The sequence below is a fragment of the Escherichia sp. F1 genome (assembly GCF_046764225.1).
GTDB classification, from domain to species: Bacteria; Pseudomonadota; Gammaproteobacteria; order Enterobacterales; family Enterobacteriaceae; genus Escherichia; species Escherichia coli.
This window is the reverse complement of the sequence record NZ_CP177202.1, coordinates 3,564,545-3,585,357: the sequence shown is the minus strand read 5'-3', so window position 1 is coordinate 3,585,357 and position 20,813 is coordinate 3,564,545. Positions and strand designations below refer to the sequence as shown.

General features: G+C 60.3%; 1 protein-coding gene. It reads left to right on the top strand.

Features of this window, described 5'->3' with window-relative positions; all coding sequences use genetic code 11:
- Positions 1-35: 35 nt before the first annotated feature.
- Positions 36-20,813: a BapA-related adhesin SiiEA gene (gene siiEA, locus ACK8NJ_RS17310; protein ID WP_411961828.1), complete on the top strand. Its 20,778-nt coding sequence runs from the start codon at positions 36-38 to the stop codon at positions 20,811-20,813.

Sequence of the window (20,813 nt, the reverse complement as noted above, 5' to 3'; positions counted from 1 at the left end):
GCTAAGGATGTGCGCCATTTATCAGGAATGCCATTATGAGCCTGATTATTGATGTTATTTCGCGTAAAACATCCGTCAAACAAACGCTGATTAATCCTGGCGATGTCACGGTTGTTATTTATGAGCCTTCCGTGGTGCAGGTTCATGCTCAGGCCTCTGCCGTTGCGCGTTACGTCCGTGAAGGAAATGACCTGCTGATCTATATGCAGGACGGCACGGTGATCCGCTGCAACGGTTATTTCCTGCAAGCGGCGAATACAGCTGAACAATCGGAACTGGTGTTTGCCGATGGGCAACAGCTAACCCATGTCACCTTCGCCGATGCTGCTGCGGGTGGATTAGCCCCCGTAGAACTGACTGCCCAGACCACTGCGATTGAAAGCATTGCGCCATTTCTTGATACCGTTGCTCAGACCAGCGCCTTCCCGTGGGGATGGCTGGCGGGGGCGGCGGTAGGTGGTGGTGCGCTTGGTGCACTGCTGGCAAGCGGTGGTGATGGCGACTCGAAAACGGAAGTGATTAATAACCCTCCGCCACCCGCTGAGCCTGGCAACGCCACACCATCATTTTTAGTTACCGATAATCAGGGCGATCAGCGCGGCATTCTCGCCACCAATGACATCACCGATGACACCACGCCAACCTTTAGCGGCAGCGGGCAGGCGGGGGCGACTATTCAGATTAAAGACAGTAACGGCAATACTATTGCCAGTACTCAGGTAGACAACAACGGTCACTGGAGTGTCTCGTTACCCACGCAAAGTGCAGGTGAACATACCTGGTCAGTGGTGCAAATTGTCGGCAGTACCATCACTGACGCCGGTTCGATAACGTTAACCATCGACAATAGTCAGGCCAGCGTGCAGGTTGCCACCACCGCAGGCGATAACATTATTAACGCCAGCGAACAGGCCGCCGGGTTTACGCTTTCTGGTACCAGTAGCCATCTGGCGCAGGGAACAGAACTCACCGTTACGCTAAACGGCAAAACCTACACCACCAGCGTAGGCGCTAACGGTGCCTGGAGCGTGCAGGTGCCGACCGCCGATGCACAGGCGTTAGGCGAAGGGAATCAGGCAGTGCTGGTCAGCGGGAAAGACGCCACAGGCAATACGGTCACCGGCGCGCAGCTTTTAACGGTCGATACCCAACCGCCAACGCTTGCCATCAACACCATCGCTCAGGACAACATCATCAGTGCTGCGGAACATAACGTCGCGCTGGTACTGAGCGGCACGTCGAATGCAGAAGCGGGGCAAACCGTAACACTGACCGTCAACGGGAAAAGCCATACAGCAACCGTCGGTAGCGACGGAACCTGGCAAGTGACGCTGCCAGCCACGGAAGTCCAGGCGCTGGCGGAGGGTAATTACGCTGTCAATGCCAGTGTCAGCGATCGGGCTGGGAACAGCACCAGCCACAGCGCGAATTTCACGGTAGATACCTCAGCACCCGTGGTCAGTGTTAATACCGTAGCGGGCGACGATATTCTTAATAATGCTGAGCAGGCCGTCGCGCAGATCATCTCCGGACAAGTCAGCGGTGCTTCTCCTGGCGATACGGTAACGGTGAAATTGGGCACTCATGTCCTGACGGGCATTGTGCTGGCAGATGGCAGCTGGAATGTGGCGCTGGACCCAGCGGTAACCCGCACGCTGGATCGCGGAGCCAATACGATTTTCGTCACCGTGACAGATACTGCAGGAAATACCGGCGCGGCGTCTCGAGCAATCACGCTGGTCGGTGTCTCTCCGTTAATCACCATTAACACCGTCTCCGGCGATGACATTATCAGTGGCGCAGAAAAAGGTGCGCCACTGACCCTTACCGGTAGCACTCAACAGGCCGAGACAGGACAAACCGTCACAGTAACCCTGGCTGGACAGAGTTTTACTACTACCGTGCAGGCTGATGGCTCCTGGAGTCTGACGGTACCTGCCGCCGCGATGGGAAATCTGCCTGACGGCGCGGTGGCGATTACCGCTTCTGTGACGGATCTCAGCGGCAATACCGGCAACACCTCTCGCACCATTACCGTCGACAGCCAGGCCCCGGCCTTAAGTATCGATCCACTGACCGCTGATAACATCATTAACGCCGCCGAAAGTGGTCAGGATCTGCAAATCACCGGCACCACCGACGCCCAGCCGGGGCAGACGGTAACGGTGACGCTGAACGGGCAGACGTACCAGGGCGTCGTGCAGCCAGACGGCACCTGGAGCGTGACCGTTCCCGCCGCCAACGTTGGCGCACTGGCTGACGGCAACGCCACCGTCACCGCCAGCGTGAACGATATCGCCGGTAACCCGACCAGCGTCTCACGCGTGGCGCTGGTCGATGCCACGCCGCCGGTGGTAACCATTAATCCGGTGGCGACCGATAACGTCATCAACACGCCGGAGCACACCCAGGCGCAAATCATCAGCGGCACGGTTACTGGCGCTCAGGCGGGCGATATCGTCACCGTGACGCTGAATAATGTGGATTACACCACGGTGGTGGATGGTTCCGGCAACTGGAGCCTGGGCGTTCCGGCTTCCGTTGTCAGCGGACTGGTGGATGGCAGTTATCCGATCAACGTGTCAGTGACTGACCGCGCCGGAAACACGGGCAGCCAGTCACTGACTGTCACGGTCAATACCGCCGCGCCAGTAATTGGTATTAACACCATTGCTGGCGATGATGTGATAAACGCCAGCGAAAAAGGGGCTGATGTCCAGATTACCGGTACCAGCGATCAGCCAGCCAATACCGCCATCACCGTGACGCTGAACGGGCAAAATTACACCACCACGACCGACGCCTCCGGCAACTGGAGCGTCACCGTTCCGGCATCGGCGGTAACCGCACTGGGCCAGGCCAACTACACGGTAACGGCGGCGGTGACGAGTAATATCGGCAACAGCGCCACCGCCAGCCATAACGTGCTGGTTGACAGCGCGCTGCCCGGCGTGACCATTAACCCGGTGGCAACCGACGATATTATTAACGCCGCCGAAGCGGGCGTCGCGCAAACCATCAGCGGGCAGGTGACTGGAGCCGCCGTTGGCGACGCGGTAACCGTTACGCTGGGTGGCAATACCTACACCACCACCGTACAGCCGGGATTAAGCTGGAGCGTGAGCATTCCGGCGGACGCTATTCAGGCGCTGGGTAATGGCGATTTAACGGTGAGCGCCTCGGTCACCAATCAAAACGGCAACACCGGCAGCGGCACGCGGGATATCACCATCGACGCCAATCTGCCCGGTCTGCGGGTCGATACGGTGGCAGGCGATGATGTGGTCAATATCATCGAGCACGGGCAGGCGCTGGTGGTCAGCGGCAGCAGCTCGGGGCTGGCTGAAGGCACGCCGCTTACCGTTACGATTAACAATGTGGAATACACCACTGCGGTGCAGGCCGATGGTAGCTGGAGCGTGGGCGTCACGGCGGCGCAGGTTAGCGCCTGGCCTGCGGGAACAGTAACGGTTACCGTGTCCGGGGAAAGTAGCGCCGAAAATCCGGTGAGCATTACGCATCCGGTTATGGTCGATCTCACTCCGGCGGCGATCACCATCAACACCATCGCCACGGATGATGTGATTAACGCCACAGAAAAAGGCGCTGATTTAACCCTTTCCGGCACCACCACTAACGTAGAATCCGGTCAAACCGTCACCGTCACCTTTGGCGGGAAAAATTACACTGCCAGCGTGGCGAGCGATGGTAGCTGGGCTGCCACCGTTCCCGCCGCCGATCTGGCAGCATTACCAGAGGGCAGCGCCTCCGCGCAGGCCAGCGTCAGCAATATTAACGGCAATAGCGCCTCGGCGGTGCATAACTACAGCGTCGACAGCAGTGTCCCGACCATCATTATCAATACCGTTGCCAGCGACAATATCGTCAACGCCAGCGAAGCCGATGCGGGTGTGACGGTGAGCGGCAGCACCACTGCCGAGGCAGGGCAGATTGTTACGATAACGCTCAATAGCCCGACCGTGCAGACCTATCAGGCAACGGTGCAGGCGGACGGCAGCTGGAGCATCAATATTCCGGCGGCAGATCTTGAGGCATTGACCGATGGCAGCCACACCCTGACCGCCACGGTCAATGACAAAGCGGGCAACCCGGCGAGCACCACGCATAATCTGGCGGTGGATCTCACCGTTCCGGTACTTACCATCAACACCATTGCGGGCGACGATATTATTAACGCCGCCGAACACGGGCAGGCGCTGGTGATTTCCGGTTCCAGCACTGGCGGAGAAGCGGGGGATGTCGTCACCGTCACGCTAAACAGTAAAACCTACACCACGACGCTGGATGCTTCCGGCAACTGGAGCGTCGGCGTTCCGGCGGCGGATGTCACGGCACTGGGCAGCGGCCCGCAAACTGTTACCGCCACGGTGACTGATGCGGCGGGTAATAGCGATAACGAGACGCACACGGTTACCGTTAACCTTGCTGCGCCGACCATTGGCATTAACACCATTGCTACCGATGACGTGATTAACGCCACCGAAAAAGGCGCGGATCTGCAAATTTCCGGCACCAGTAATCAGCCAGCAGGCACCACAATTACGCTGACGCTTAACGGGCAAAATTACACCGCCACGACGGACGCCGCAGGCAACTGGAGCACCACGGTGCCAGCCTCCGCCGTCAGTGCGCTGGGCGAAGCCAGTTATACGGTGACGGCGAACGTCACCGACAGCGCGGGTAACAGTAATTCCGCCAGCCATAACGTGCAGGTCAATACCGCGCTGCCTGGCGTCACCATTAATCCGGTGGCGAGCGACGACATTATTAACGCCGCCGAATCGGGCGTGGCGCAGACCATCAGCGGCCAGGTGACGGGTGCGGCGGCGGGCGATATGGTTACCGTAACGCTTGGCGGGAAAACCTACACCGCTACCGTGCAGGGCAATTTAAGCTGGAGCGTGGACGTTCCGGCGGCGGATATTCAGGCCATCGGCAATGGCGACCTGACAGTTAATGCCTCGGTGACCAACGGTGTTGGCAATACCGGCAGCGGTTCGCGAGATATTACTATCGACGCTAATTTGCCTGGCCTGCGCGTCGATACCGTGGCGGGCGATGATGTGGTCAACAGCATCGAGCACAGTCAGGCACTGGTGATAACTGGTAGCAGCAGCGGGCTGGCGGCGGGCGCGGCGTTGACGGTGGTGATCAATAACGTCACCTATGGCGCGACAGTATTAGCCGATGGCACATGGAGCCTTGGCGTTCCGGCGGCAAATGTGGGCAACTGGCCTGCGGGTACGGTGAATATCACGGTTTCAGGTGCCACTAGCGCAGGAAACCCGGTCACCATCACCCATCCAGTCACCGTCGATCTGGCAGCTGTGGCGATCTCCATTAACACCGTTTCCGGCGACGATGTGATTAATGCCGCTGAAAAAAGTGCAGATTTAACCCTTTCAGGCAGCACCTCCGGTGTGGAAGCGGGGCAAACGGTCACCGTTACCATTGGCGGGAAAACCTACACCGCTACCGTAGCGGGCGATGGTAGCTGGACAACCACCGTGCCTGCCGCCGATCTCAGCGCGTTACGCGACGGCGACGCCTCGGTGCAGGCCAGCGTCAGTAACGTTAACGGCAACACGGCTTCTGCAACCCACGCCTACAGCGTCGATGCCACGGCACCGACGCTTGCCATTAACACCATCGCCACCGACGATATTCTGAACGCCGCCGAGGCGGGCAATCCGCTAACCATCAGCGGCAGTAGCACCGCCGAAGCGGGGCAGACGGTAACTGTCACGCTTAATGGCGTGACTTACACCGGCACCGTCCTGGCGGACGGGAGCTGGAGCGTCAGCGTGCCGACGGCGGATCTCAGCAATCTGACCGCCAGCCAGTACACGGTCAGCGCCTCGGTCAACGATAAAGCGGGTAACCCGGCAACCGCCACTCATGGGCTGGCGGTGGATCTCACCGTTCCCGTATTAACCATCAACACCGTCTCCGGCGATGACATTATTAACGCCGCCGAACACGGACAGGCGCTGGTGATCTCCGGCTCCAGCACTGGCGGGGAAGCGGGCGATGTCATCACCGTCACGTTAAACAGTAAAACCTACACCACCACGCTGGACGCTTCCGGCAACTGGAGCGTCGGCGTTCCGCTGTCAGATGTCACCGCGCTGGGCAGCGGCCCGCAAACCATCACAGCTACCATTACCGACGCGGCAGGCAACAGCGATGATGCCAGCCGCACGGTCACCGTGAATCTGACCGCGCCAACCATTGGCATCAACACTATCGCCAGCGATGACGTGATTAACGCCACGGAAAAAGGCGCGGATCTGCAAATTACCGGCACCAGTAATCAGCCTGCGGGCACCACCATTACGGTGACGTTGAACGGGCAAAATTACACCGCGACGACCGATAGCAACGGCAACTGGAGCGCCACGGTGCCAGCCTCGGCGGTTAGCGCGCTGGGGGAAGCCAACTACACGGTAACCGCGAACGTCACCGATAGCGCAGGCAACAGCAATTCCGCCAGCCATAACGTGCTGGTCAACAGCGCGCTGCCTGCCGTCACTATTAACGCGGTGGCGACCGACGATATTATTAACGATGCCGAGTCGGGAAATGCCCAGACTATCAGCGGGCAGGTGACGGGCGCAGCGCAGGGGGATACGGTTACCGTTACGCTGGGCGGCAACACCTACACCGCCACAGTGCAGGCCAATTTAAGCTGGAGTGTCAGCGTTCCGGCGGCGGATATTCAGGCGCTGGGTAACGGCAACCTGACAGTTAACACCTCGGTCACCAATGGCGTGGGCAACACCGGCAGCGGCTCGCGCGATATCACGATCGATGCCAATCTGCCTGGCTTGCGGGTCGATACCGTGGCGGGCGATGATGTTATTAACAGCATTGAGCACAATCAGGCGCTGGTGATAACAGGTAGCAGCACCGGGTTAACGGCGGGAACGGCGTTAACGGTCGAGATTAACAACGTTACTTATGGCGCGACGGTATTAGCCGACGGCACGTGGAGCCTCGGTATTCCGGCGGCAGACGTCAGCAACTGGCCTGCGGGTACGGTGGATATTACGGTAAGCGGCACCAACAGCGCCGGAACAACCTCTACCATTACCCATCCGGTTACCGTCGATCTGGCGGCGGTCGCCATCACCATTAACACCCTTTCCGGCGATGATGTGATCAACGCCGTGGAGAAAGGCGAAACGCTGGTCGTAAGCGGCAGCACCAGCGGTGTGGAAGCTGGGCAGACGGTGACCGTCACCTTTGGCGGTAAAAATTACACCACCACTGTGGAAGCCAACGGCAGCTGGACGGTGAATGTGCCGCCTGCCGATCTCGCTGCGCTACCGGACGGCGCGGGCAACGTGCAGGCGAGCGTCAGCAATATTAACGGCAACAGCGCCCAGGCCGATCGCGCGTATAGCGTCGATGCCACCGCGCCGCTTATTACTATCAACACCATCGCCAGCGACGATACTCTTAACGTGAGCGAAGCGGGCGCGGGGATCACCATCAGCGGCACCACCACGGCGCAGGCCGGGCAGACGCTGACCGTCACGCTCAATAACAACACGTACCAGACCACCGTTCTCGCGGATGGCACCTGGAGCGTGAACGTTCCGGCAACGGATTTAAGCGGATTAACCGCCAGCAGTTATACCGTGACTGCGACGGTGAGCGACAAAGCGGGCAACCCGGCAAGCGCCGATCATGCGCTGGCAGTGGACGTTACCGCGCCGGATCTCACCATTAACACCGTCGCGGGCGATGACATCATCAACGCTATCGAACACGGGCAGGCGCTGGTGGTGAGCGGCACCAGCACGGGCGCGGCGGCAGGCGATGTGGTGACCGTCTCGCTCAACGGCAAAAACTACACCACCACGCTGGATGCCTCTGGTAACTGGAGCGTCGGTATCCCGGCGGCAGATGTGACGGCGCTGGCAACCGGAAGCCAGACCATCACTGCCAGCCTGAGCGATCGCGCGGGCAACAGCGACAGCGCTACCCATAATGTCACCGTTGATCTCAGCGGCCCGACGCTGACTATTAACACCGTCTCCGGTGATGACATTATTAATAATGCAGAGAAAACCCAGGATCTGACCATCAGCGGTGGCTCCAGCGGTCTGGCGGCAGGCACTACGGTCACCGTGATGTTGAACGGCCTGGCGTACAGCGCCACCACCGACGGTTCCGGTAACTGGAGCGTTACCGTGCCTGCTTCGGCGGTCGGCGCACTGGGCGAGGCGGTATACCAGATTAGCGCCAGTGCCACCGACAGCGCGGGCAACAACGGCAGCACCACCCATACGGTGAATGTCGAATCGCTCCTGCCTGGGGTGATCATTAATACGGTGGCGGGCGATGACATTATCAATGCCGCTGAAATCGCTGTGGCGCAGACCATCAGCGGTCAGGTCACGGGAACAGCGGTTGCGGGGAATACGGTGATTGTCACTATTGGCGGCAATCAATACAACGCCACCGTGCAGCCAGATTTAAGCTGGAGCGTCAGCGTACCGGCGAACGTTTTGCAGGCGCTGGGCAACGGAGAACTGACCATCAGCGCCTCGGTGACCAATTCCGCAAATAATACTGGCACCGCAACGCACGATATCGTGATAGATGCCAACCTGCCTGGCCTGCGGGTCGATATCGTGGCAGGCGATGATGTGATTAACAGCATTGAGCACACTCAGGCGTTGGTGATCACCGGTAGCAGTAGCGGACTGGCGGCGGGGGCGGCGTTGACGGTGGTTATCAATAGCGTCACCTACGGCGCAACGGTACTCGCCGATGGCACCTGGAGCGTCGGTGTTCCTGCGGCAGATGTCACAAACTGGCCTGCGGGAACGGTCAATATTGCCGTTTCTGGCACCAATACCGCCGGAACCACAACCAGCATTAGCCATCCGGTCACGGTCGATCTCGCGGCCGTGGCGATTACCATTAACACCCTTTCCACTGACGATGTGATTAATGCCGCCGAAAAAGGCAGCGATTTGCAGCTCTCCGGCACCACCTCCGATGTGGAAGCGGGGCAAACCATCACCGTTATCTTCGGCGGCAAAAGCTACACCACCACGGTTGCCGCGGGCGGCACCTGGGGGCTGACAATCCCAGCAGCCGATCTCGCAACCTTGCCTGACGGCGCAGCAAACGTCCAGGCCAGCGTCAGCAACGTCGCAGGTAACAGCGCCCAGGCAACGCATGCTTACAGCGTCGATGCCACCGCGCCTTCCGTTACCATCAACACCATCGCCACGGACGATATTCTTAACGCCGACGAAGCGGGATCGGCGCTGACCATCAGCGGCACCAGCACGGCGGAAGCCGGGCAGACGGTGACCGTGACGCTAAACGGCGTCAATTACAGCGGCAACGTGCAGGCAGACGGGAGCTGGAGCGTCAGCGTACCAACTGGCGATTTAGCCAACCTTACCGTCAGCCCCTATACGGTGAGCGCGGCGGTCAGCGACAAAGCCGGAAATCCGGCTTCGGCGACGCATAACCTGACGGTGGATCTCGTTGCGCCGGTCGTTACCATCAACACGGTAGCGGGCGATGACATCATTAACTCCACGGAACACGGACAGGCGCAGATTATCAGCGGCTCAGCAACGGGCGCGACTACGGGAAACACGGTTTCCGTGACGATTGGCACGACCACCTACACCACCGTGCTGGACGCCAACGGCAACTGGAGCATCGGCGTGCCTGCCAGCGTGATTTCCGCACTGGCGCAGGGTGATGTCACCATTACCGCCACGGTTACCGACTCCGCAGGCAACAGTGGCACGGCCTCGCACACTGTCACCGTGGCGCTCGGTGCTCCGGTGCTTGCCATCAACACCATTGCCGTTGATGACATCATTAACGCCACGGAGAAAGGCGCGGATCTGGCGATTTCCGGCACCAGCGACCAGCCTGCGGGCACGCAGGTAACCGTTACGCTCAACGGGCAAAATTACACCACCACTGCCGATGCATCCGGTAACTGGAGCGTGACCGTTCCGGCGTCACGGGTGAGCGCCCTCGGTGAAGCCACTTACACGGTAACCGCCGCCGCCACTGACGCCGATGGCAACAGCGGTTCTGCCAGCCATAACGTGCAGGTAAATACCGCGCTGCCGGGCGTAACCATTAACGTTGTGGCAACGGACGATATTATTAACGCTGCCGAAGCAGGGGCAGATCAAACTATCAGCGGGCAGGTGACGGGTGCTACGGCGGGCGACACGGTAACCGTCACGCTCGGCGGGGCGACTTACACTGCCACGGTGCAGGCGAATTTAAGCTGGAGCGTTAATGTTCCGGCCTCCGCGCTACAGGCGTTGGGCAACGGTGAACTGACCATTTCGGCCTCGGTGACAAACAGCGTAGGCAATACCGGCAACGGCACGCGCGAAATCACCATCGACGCGAATCTGCCAGGTCTGCGGGTCGATACCGTGGCGGGCGATGATGTGGTCAATATTATCGAGCACGATCAGGCGCTGGTGATTACCGGCAGCAGCTCTGATCTGGCAGCGGGCAGCAACGTCACGCTGACCATTAACGGGCAAACCTATGTTGCGGCGGTACTGGCGGATGGCTCATGGAGCGTCGGCGTTCCGGCGGCAGATGTCAGCGCCTGGCCTGCGGGGACGGTCACAATTACGGCGAGCGGCAACACCACCGCCGGAAACCCGGTGAGCGTTACGCATCCGGTGACTGTCGATCTCACTGCGGTGGCGGTCAGCATCAACGCCATTACCGCCGATGATGTCATCAACGCCGCTGAAAAAGGCGCGGCGTTAACGCTCTCCGGCAGCACTTCTGGTGTGGAGGCCGGACAAACGGTCACCGTGACCTTTGGCGGCAAAACTTACAGCGCCACGGTGGCTGCGAACGGTTCCTGGAGTACCACGGTTCCGGCGGCGGATATGGCGGCCCTGCGTAATGGCGATGCCAGCGCACAGGCCAGCGTCAGCAATGTTAACGGCAACAGCGCCACCACGACTCACGCTTACAGCGTCGATGCCAGCGTGCCAACGGTGACCATTAACACCATTGCGGGTGACGATATTCTTAACGCTGCCGAAGCCGGAGCTGCGCTGACCATCACCGGCAGCAGCACTGCGGAAGCGGGGCAGACGGTGACCGTCACCCTCAATGGCGAAAACTATACCGGCACGGTTCAAACGGACGGTAGCTGGAGCGTCAGTGTGCCTCAAGCCGACGTAAGCGCCCTGACCGCCAGCAACTACACCGTTAGCGCGGCGGTGAGCGACAAAGCCGGAAACCCGGCCTCGGTTAATCACAACCTGACGGTGGATACTTCCGTTCCGGTCGTCACCATCAACACGGTGGCAGGCGATGATGTGATCAACGCGACGGAACACGCCCAGGCGCAGATTATCAGCGGTTCCGCCACGGGTGCTACAACCGGTAGCACCGTGACGGTGACTATCGGCACAAATACCTTCACCACCGTGCTGGATGCCAGCGGTAACTGGAGCGTCGGCGTTCCGGCAAGCGTCGTCTCGGCGCTGGCGAACGGCACGGTGACCATTAACGCCAGCGTCACCGATGCCGCCGGAAACAGCGGCAGCGCCACGCATCAGGTGACGGTCAATACTGGCCTGCCGTCAATTACCTTTAACGCCATCAGCGGCGATAACGTCCTGAACGCCGATGAAAAAGGCCAGCCGTTGACCATTAGCGGTAGCAGTACGGGGCTGGCGACCGGCGCAGAGGTCACCGTCACGCTCAACGGTCATAACTACAGCGCCACCACCGACGCGGCGGGCAACTGGACCTTAACCGTGCCGGTGAGCGATCTGGCGGCTCTAGGTCAGGCCAACTATACCGTCAGCGCCAGTGCCACCAGTGCGGCGGGTAACACCGCCAGCAGCCAGGCGAATTTACTGATCGATAGCGGCCTGCCGGGCGTTACCATCAACACCGTGGCGGGCGATGATATTATCAACGCCGCCGAAGCCGGGGCCGATCAAACCATCAGCGGGGTGGTCACTCGTGCCGCCGCTGGCGATACGGTTACCGTCACGCTGGGCGGCAACACTTACACCACCACGGTACAGGGCAACTTAAGCTGGAGTATCAGCGTTCCGGCAGCCGATCTCCAGGCGTTGGGCAATGGCGATTTGACCATTAACGCTTCGGTCACCAACGCGAATGGCAATACGGGCAGCGGTACGCGGGATATCACCATTGACGCTAACCTGCCAGGGCTGCGCGTGGATACGGTAGCGGGCGATGATATCGTCAACAGCATTGAACACGGGCAGGCGCTGGTGATCACTGGCGGCAGTAGCGGCCTGAATGCAGGCGTGCCATTGACGATCACGATTAACGGCACGGCTTATTCCGCCACGGTACAGGCAGACGGGAGCTGGAGCGTCGGCATTCCGGCGACAAACGTCAGCGCATGGCCTGCGGGGGCGTTAACCGTTGACGTGGCAGGCCAGAGCAGCGCCGGAAATCCGGTCAGCGTCAGCCATCCGTTCACCGTCGATTTAACGGCGGTGGCAATCAGCATCAACACCGTTGCCAGCGACGACGTAATTAACGCCGCCGAAAAAGGCACCGACCTGACCCTTTCTGGCAGCACCAGCGGAATTGAAAGCGGGCAAACCGTTACCGTCACTTTTGGCGGTAAAACCTACACTGCAAGCGTCGCCGCCAACGGTAGCTGGAGTGTGAACGTTCCAGCGGCAGATCTGGCAACTCTGCCAGACGGCGCGGCGAACGTGCAGGCCAGTGTCAGCAGCGCGAGCGGTAACAGTGCCTCGGCGACCCATGCGTACAGCGTTGACGCCAGCGCACCGACGCTCACCATTAACACCATTGCCAGCGACGATATTCTTAACGCCACGGAGGCGGGAAGCCCGCTCACCATCAGCGGCACCAGCACCGCCGAAACCGGGCAGACGGTCACCGTAACCCTTAACGGCGCAACCTACAGCGGTAATGTGCAGGCAGACGGTAGCTGGAGCGTCAGCGTTCCCCCTTCAGCCTTAGGCGCGCTGACCGCAAGCAATTACACCGTCAGCGCCACGGTCAACGACAAAGCGGGCAACCCCGGCAGCACCAGCCATAATCTGGCGGTAGACACCACCGCGCCGGTTCTCACCATTAACACCGTGGCAGGCGATGACATCATCAACGATGCTGAACACGCCCAGGCGCTGGTGATTTCCGGCACCAGCAGCGGCGGGGAAGCGGGCGATGTGGTGAGCGTTGTGCTCAACGGCAAAACCTACACCACCACGCTGGATGCCTCCGGTAACTGGAGCGTTGGCGTTCCAGCAGCGGATGTTGTGGCACTCGGTAGCGGCGCACAGACCATCACCGCCAGCGTCAGCGATCGGGCGGGTAATAGCGACGACGCCAGCCGCACCGTGACCGTCAGCCTCAGCGCGCCAGTGATTAGCATCAACACCATCGCGGGCGATGATGTGATCAACGCGATGGAAAAAGGATCCGATCTGGCGCTTTCCGGCACCAGCGATCAGCCTGCGGGCACGGCGATCACCGTTACGCTGAACGGACAAAACTACAGCGCCACCACCGACTCCTCTGGCAACTGGAGCGTCACCGTTCCTGCCTCGGCGGTCAGTGCGCTGGGCGAAGCCACATATAGCGTCACGGCGAGCGTTACCAACGCTCAGGGCAACAGCAGTACCGCCAGCCATAACGTGCAGGTCAATACCGCGCTGCCGGGCGTCACCATTAATCCGGTGGCGACGGACGATATTATCAACGCTTCAGAGGCGGGCAGCGCACAAACCATCAGCGGCCAGGTAACCGGTGCGGCGGCGGGCAGCACCGTCACCGTTGAACTGGGCGGTAAAACTTACACCGCCACCGTGCAGGCTGATTTAAGCTGGAGTGTGAGCGTACCTGCCGCCGACTGGCAGGCGCTGGGTAACGGTGAGTTAACGGTTAATGCCTCGGTGACCAACGCCGTTGGCAACACCGGTAGCGGCACGCGCGATATCACCATCGATGCCAGTCTACCCGGCCTGCGGGTGGATACCGTCGCGGGCGATGATGTGGTGAATATTATCGAACACGCCCAGGCGCAGGTGATTACTGGCAGCAGTTCCGGTTTTGCCGCAGGTACGGCGTTGACGGTGGTGATTAATAACCAAACTTACGCCGCCATGGTGCTGGCAAACGGCAGCTGGAGCGTCGGCGTTCCGGCGGCGGATGTCAGCAACTGGCCTGCGGGAACGCTGAACATTACCGTTAGCGGCGCGAACAGTGCCGGAACGCAAACCAGCATTACCCATCCGCTGACAGTTGATCTCACCACCGTCGCCGTCAGCATAAACAGCATCACCAGCGATGATGTGATTAACGCCGCCGAAAAAGGCGCGGCATTAACGCTCTCCGGCAGCACGTCCGGCGTCGAAGCGGGGCAAGCCGTTACCATTACTTTTGGCGGTAAAACCTACACCACCACGGTGGCGGCAAACGGTAGCTGGAGCACCACCGTTCCGGCGGCGGATATGGCGGCCCTGCGTGACGGCGATGCCAGCGCCCAGGTGCGGGTGACTAACGTCAACGGCAACAGCGCCACGGCAACGCATGAATACAGCGTCGATAGCGCCGCGCCAACGGTGACCATCAACACCATTGCCAGTGATAACATCATCAACGCCAGCGAAGCGGCGGCGGGCGTAACGGTGTCCGGCACCAGCACGGCGGAGACGGGGCAGACGCTGATCGTCACGCTTAACGGCACTAACTACCAGACCACGGTGCAGGCAGACGGCAGCTGGAGTTTAACGCTGCCCGCCAGCGACTTAACCGCACTTGCCAATAACGGCTACACCCTGACCGCCTCGGTCAGCGATTTGGCGGGTAACCCTGGCAGCGCCAGCAAAGGTGTGACCGTCGATACCACCGCGCCCGTCATCAGCTTTAACACCGTGGCGGGCGATGATGTGATTAACAACGTCGAACACACTCAGGCGCAGATTATCAGCGGTACCGCCACGGGCGCGGTCGCGGGCGACCGCCTGGTGGTGACCATCTCCGGGCAGCAGTATGTCACCAGCACCGATGCCAGCGGCAACTGGAGCGTCGGCGTGCCTGCCAGCGTGATTTCCGGCCTTGCGGACGGCACGGTGACCATCAGCGCCACCATTACCGATAGCGCAGGCAACAGCAGTACGCAGACGCACAACGTGCAGGTAAACACGGCGGCAGTGTCGCTCTCGGTCAGCACCATCAGCGGCGATAATATTATTAACGCCGCCGAAGCGGGCAGTGCGCTGACCCTGAGCGGCACAGGAACGAACTTTGCCGCAGGTACAGTAGTGACCGTATTGCTTAACGGCAAAGGCTACAGCGCTACCATTCAGAACAACGGGAGCTGGAGTGTGAACGTGCCTGCGGCGGACGTTGCAGCACTGGCGGATGGCACCAGCTACACGGTTAGCGCCTCCGCGCAGGACAGCGCCGGAAACAGCGCCACGGCCTCGCGCAGCGTGGCGGTGGATCTCACCGCGCCGGTTATCAGCATCAACACCGTTTCGACGGACGACCGACTCAACGCCGCCGAACAACAGCAGCCGTTAACCCTTAACGGCTCGACCAGCGCGGAAGTAGGGCAGACGGTCACCGTCACCTTTGGCGGCAAAACCTATACCGCCACGGTTGCCGCCAATGGCACCTGGGCGCTTAACGTGCCTGCGGCGGATCTTGCCGCGCTCGGGCAGGGCGCACAGACTATTACCGCCAGCGTGAACGATCGCGCGGGCAATCCCGGTCAAACCACGCACGCCCTGATCGTCGATACCGTTGCGCCAACGGTCACCATCGCCACGGTGGCGGGTGACGATATTATCAACAACGCCGAGCAGCTTGCCGGGCAGACCATCAGCGGCACCACCACCGCCGAAGTGGGCCAGACGGTGACCGTTACCTTTAACGGGCAAACCTGGACCGCCACGGTCGGCAGCGGCGGAAGCTGGTCGGTGTTTATTCCGGCGCAGCAGTTTGCTGGATTAAGCGACGGCAGCTACACCATTAGCGCGACGGTCAGCGATCAGGCCGGAAACTCCGGCAGCGCCAGCCGTGGCGTGACGTTGAACGGCGATGTGCCTACCGTCACCATCAACACCTTTGCGGGCGACGATGTGGTGAATGCAGCGGAGCACGGCTCGTCGCTGGTGATCAGCGGCACCACCACCGCACCCATCGGGCAGACGCTGACCCTGACTTTAAACGGCAAAACCTACACCACTACGGTGCAAACGGGCGGTAGCTGGAGCTACACCCTCGGCAGCGCCGATGTCACCGCACTGGCGGACGGCGATGCCTATGTGATTAACGCCTCGGTGAGCAACGCCATTGGCAATACCGGTAGCAGCAATCACACCATTACTGTCGATCTCAGCGCCCCGGCGATGGGCATTAATATCGATTCCCTGCAAGCCGACACTGGCCTTAGCGCCAGCGACTTTATCACCAGCGTCAGCCCGGTGGTGGTCAACGGCTCGCTCACCGCCGCGCTTGCCAGTAACGAGACGGCGCAAATCAGTATCGACGGCGGCGTAACCTGGACCACGCTTACCGTCACTGGCACGAGCTGGCGCTATAACGACAGCCGCACGCTGACCGATGGCAACTATCTCTATCAGGTGCGGGTGATTGACGCGGCGGGCAACGTCGGGGCCACCGACAGCCAGAATGTGGTGATCGACACTACCGCGCCAGATCCAGCGGTGAAAACCATCGCCATCAGCGCGATCACCACCGATACCGGATTGATTACTAACGATTTTGTCACCAGCGACACGACGCTTGCGGTGAGCGGCTCTCTGGGTGCGGCGCTTTCTGCCGGTGAGTTCGCGCAAATCAGTATCGACGGCGGCACCACCTGGCAGAATCTTTCGGTAAGCGGTTTGACCTGGACATATCTTGACGGGCGCACGCTGAGCGACGGCAACTACAACTATCAGGTACGGGTGATCGACACCGCCGGAAATATCGGCGCGACCGCCAGCCAGATAGTCACTGTGGACACCACCGCGCCGCTGGCGAGCAAAACCATCGCCATTGCGGGCATCAGCGATGACACTGGGTTAAGTAGCAGCGATTTTGTTACTCGCGACACCACGCTGACCGTGCGCGGCACGCTCGGCGCGGCGCTTGCCGCCGATGAACGGGCGCAAATCAGCCTCGACGGTGGCGTTACCTGGACCACCTTAACCGTTATCGGCACCAGCTGGAGCTATGCCGATGGTCGCACACTGACCGACGGCACCTGGAACTACACGGTGCGGGTGGTGGATCTGGCGGGGAACGTCGGGCAGACTGCGACGCAAAACGTGGTGGTCGACACCACCAGCCCGGAAGCGGCGAAAAGTATCACCATTACCGGTATCAGCGATGACACCGGAACCAGCAGCAGCGATTTTATTACCAGCGACACCTCGCTTACCGTGCGCGGCGTGCTGGGCGCGGCGCTCGGCGCTAATGAGTTCGCGCAAATCAGTACCGACAACGGCGCAACCTGGGTGAACGTGACCGTCGCCGCAGACGGCCTGAACTGGAGTTACGTTGACGGACGCACGCTAACGAATGGCACGACGACCTGGCAGGTGCGGGTGGTCGATCTTGCGGGTAACGTTGGCGCAACCAGCAGCCAGTCGGCGCAGATCGACACCGTTAACCCGGCGCAGGTGTTGACCATCGCCAGCATCAGCACCGACACGGGGAGTTCGGCAACTGACTTTATCACCAGTGACACCACGCTCACCCTAACCGGTTCGCTGGGGGCGGGGCTTGCCAGCGGCGAAGTGGCGCAGATTAGCCTCGATGGCGGCGCGACCTGGATCACCCTCACCACCAACGGTACGCAGTGGACTTACACCGACAGCCGCACGCTGACCGACGGCAGCTACGTTTACCAGGTGCGGGTGCTGGATCTGGCGGGGAATACTGGCCCGGTGGTGTCGAAAACGGTGGTGGTCGATACGATTAACCCCACCGCGACGCCGACCATTGTGTCGTACACTGATGACGTCGGGCAGCGGCAGGGGACGTTAAGCAGTTCGCAGGCCACCGACGACACTACGCCGTTGCTGAACGGCGTGCTCTCCGGCCCGCTTGCCAGCGGTGAAGTGGTTTACCTCTACCGTAACGGCCTGCTGTTAGGCGCGGTAACGATGGTAGGCGCACTGAACTGGACCTACAGCGACAGCGGGCTGGTGAGCGGTGCCTACACCTACAGTGCGCGAGTGGTGGATCTGGCGGGGAATATCACCGCCTCCAGTGATTTTGTCCTGACGGTCGATACCTCTATTCCAACCACGCTGGCGCAAATTACCAGCCAGACCACGCGCGATACCACGCCGATTATCAGCGGGGTAATCACGGCGGCACTCGCCAGTGGGCAGTATGTTGAAGTGGTGATCAACGGCAAAACCTACACCTCTGAACCGGGCGGCGCAGTGGTGGTCGACCCGGCGCACAACACCTGGTATGTACAGTTGCCGGATACCGATGCGCTGACAGTTTCCGCGACCGCCTATACCGTTACTGCGCAGGTAAAAAGTTCGGCGGGTAACGGCAATAACGCCAATATTAGCAACGGCACGGTGACGGTTAACGCAGCGATTGATTACACACCGACCTGGACCACCGTCAGCAAAACCACCGCCTGGGGATTGACCTACGGCCTCGACTCGCACGGGATGTGGACGGTGCTGGCAAACCAGCAGGTAATGCAATCGACTGACCCACTCACCTGGTCGAAGACCGCGCTGACGCTGTATCAGAGCGGCAACAACTACGCCACCAGCTCCATCGCCGATTACGACCGTAACGGCACGGGCGATCTGTTTATCACCCGTGATGACTACGGTACAGGCTATATCAACGGCTTTACCAATAACGGCGATGGCACCTTTTCCAGCGCTATTCAGGTCACCGTCGGCACCCTGACGTGGTACGGCTCGATTGTGGCATTTGATAAAGAGGGCGACGGCTATCTCGACTTCTGGATTGGTGATGCTGGCGGGCCGGACTCCAACACCTTCTTGTGGAACAACGCAGGTACGCTGGTAGGTAACTCCACCACGTCGAACAGCGGCGGTAGCGCCACGGTGGGCGGGGCGGTGACAGGGTATCTTTCGCTCAACGAAGGTTCTGGCGTCGATCTGAATAATGACGGCAGGATCGACCTGGTTCAGCACACCTATAACCTGAATAACTATTACACACTGTCTTCGCTCATCAACCAAGGGAATGGCACGTTTGTCTGGGGGCAGAACACCACCAATACCTTCCTGAGCGGGGCGGGTAGTGGCGCTATGAGCAGCAGCGTTTCCATGACCTGGGCCGATTTCGATGGTGATGGCGATATGGATCTCTTCCTGCCCGCCAGCCAGGGAAGAGCTAACTACGGCTCCCTGTTATTCAACACCAACGGCGTGCTGGGCAGTCCGGTGGCGGTGGGGGCTACGGCAACCACCTACGCCAGCCAGTTTAGCCTGGCGGTGGACTGGAACCATGACGGCCTGATGGATATCGCCCGTATCGCCCAGACCGGACAATCGTATCTTTACACCAACGTTGGTGGTGCCAGCAACTGGACACAATCGGCCCTCGGCGGCAGCCAGAGTGGTACCACCAGCGGCGTGGCGGCAATGGACTACGACTGGGACGGCGCGGTGGATGTACTGGTGACCAAACAGTCGGGCAGCGTGTTCCTGATCCGCAACACCAACACGGTGAGCTACGGCACTTCGCTACACCTGCGCATCACCGATCCCAACGGCATTAACGTCTATTACGGTAATACCGTAAAACTGTATAACTCGGCGGGGGTGCTGGTCGCCACGCAAATCATTAACCCGCAGTCGGGGATGGGGGTTAACGACACCTCGGCGCTGGTCAACTTCTACGGGCTGAATGCCGGAGAAACCTACAACGCGGTGCTGATCAAATCCACTGGCACCACCGCCAGCAATATCGACCAGACGGTCAACACCAGCTGGGGCGGCTTACAGGCCACCGATGCCACTCACGCTTACGACCTCAGCGCCGAAGCGGGTACCGCGAGCAACAACGGCAAGTTTGTCGGCACCGGCTATAACGACACCTTCTTTGCCACCGCAGGCACCGACACTTACGACGGTTCCGGCGGCTGGGTGTACAGCTCCGGCACCGGAACCTGGCTTGCGAACGGCGGCATGGACGTGGTTGATTTCCGCCTCTCGACGGTGGGCGTGACCGCGAACTTAAGCAGCACCGCCGCGCAGGCCACCGGCTTTAACACCTCGACATTTACCAATATCGAAGGGATATCCGGCTCGAATTTTAACGACACTCTGACCGGCAGCAGCGGCGATAACCAACTGGAAGGGCGCGGCGGCAACGACACGCTCAACATCGGCAACGGCGGTCACGACACCTTGCTCTATAAACTGCTCAACGCCAGCGACGCCACCGGGGGTAACGGCTCGGATGTGGTGAATGGCTTTACGGTAGGGACATGGGAAGGCACCGCCGACACCGATCGCATTGATATCCGCGAGTTGTTACAGGGCAGCGGCTACACCGGCAACGGCAAAGCCAGCTACGTCAACGGCGTGGCAACGCTGGATGCGCAGGCCGGAAACATCGGTGATTTTGTCAAAGTCACCCAGAGCGGCAGCGACACCATCGTGCAGATCGACCGCGACGGCACGGGCGGCACTTTTGCGACAACTAACGTGGTCACGCTGACGGGCGTGCATACCGACCTTGCCACTTTGCTGGCGAATCATCAGTTGATGGTGGTGTAG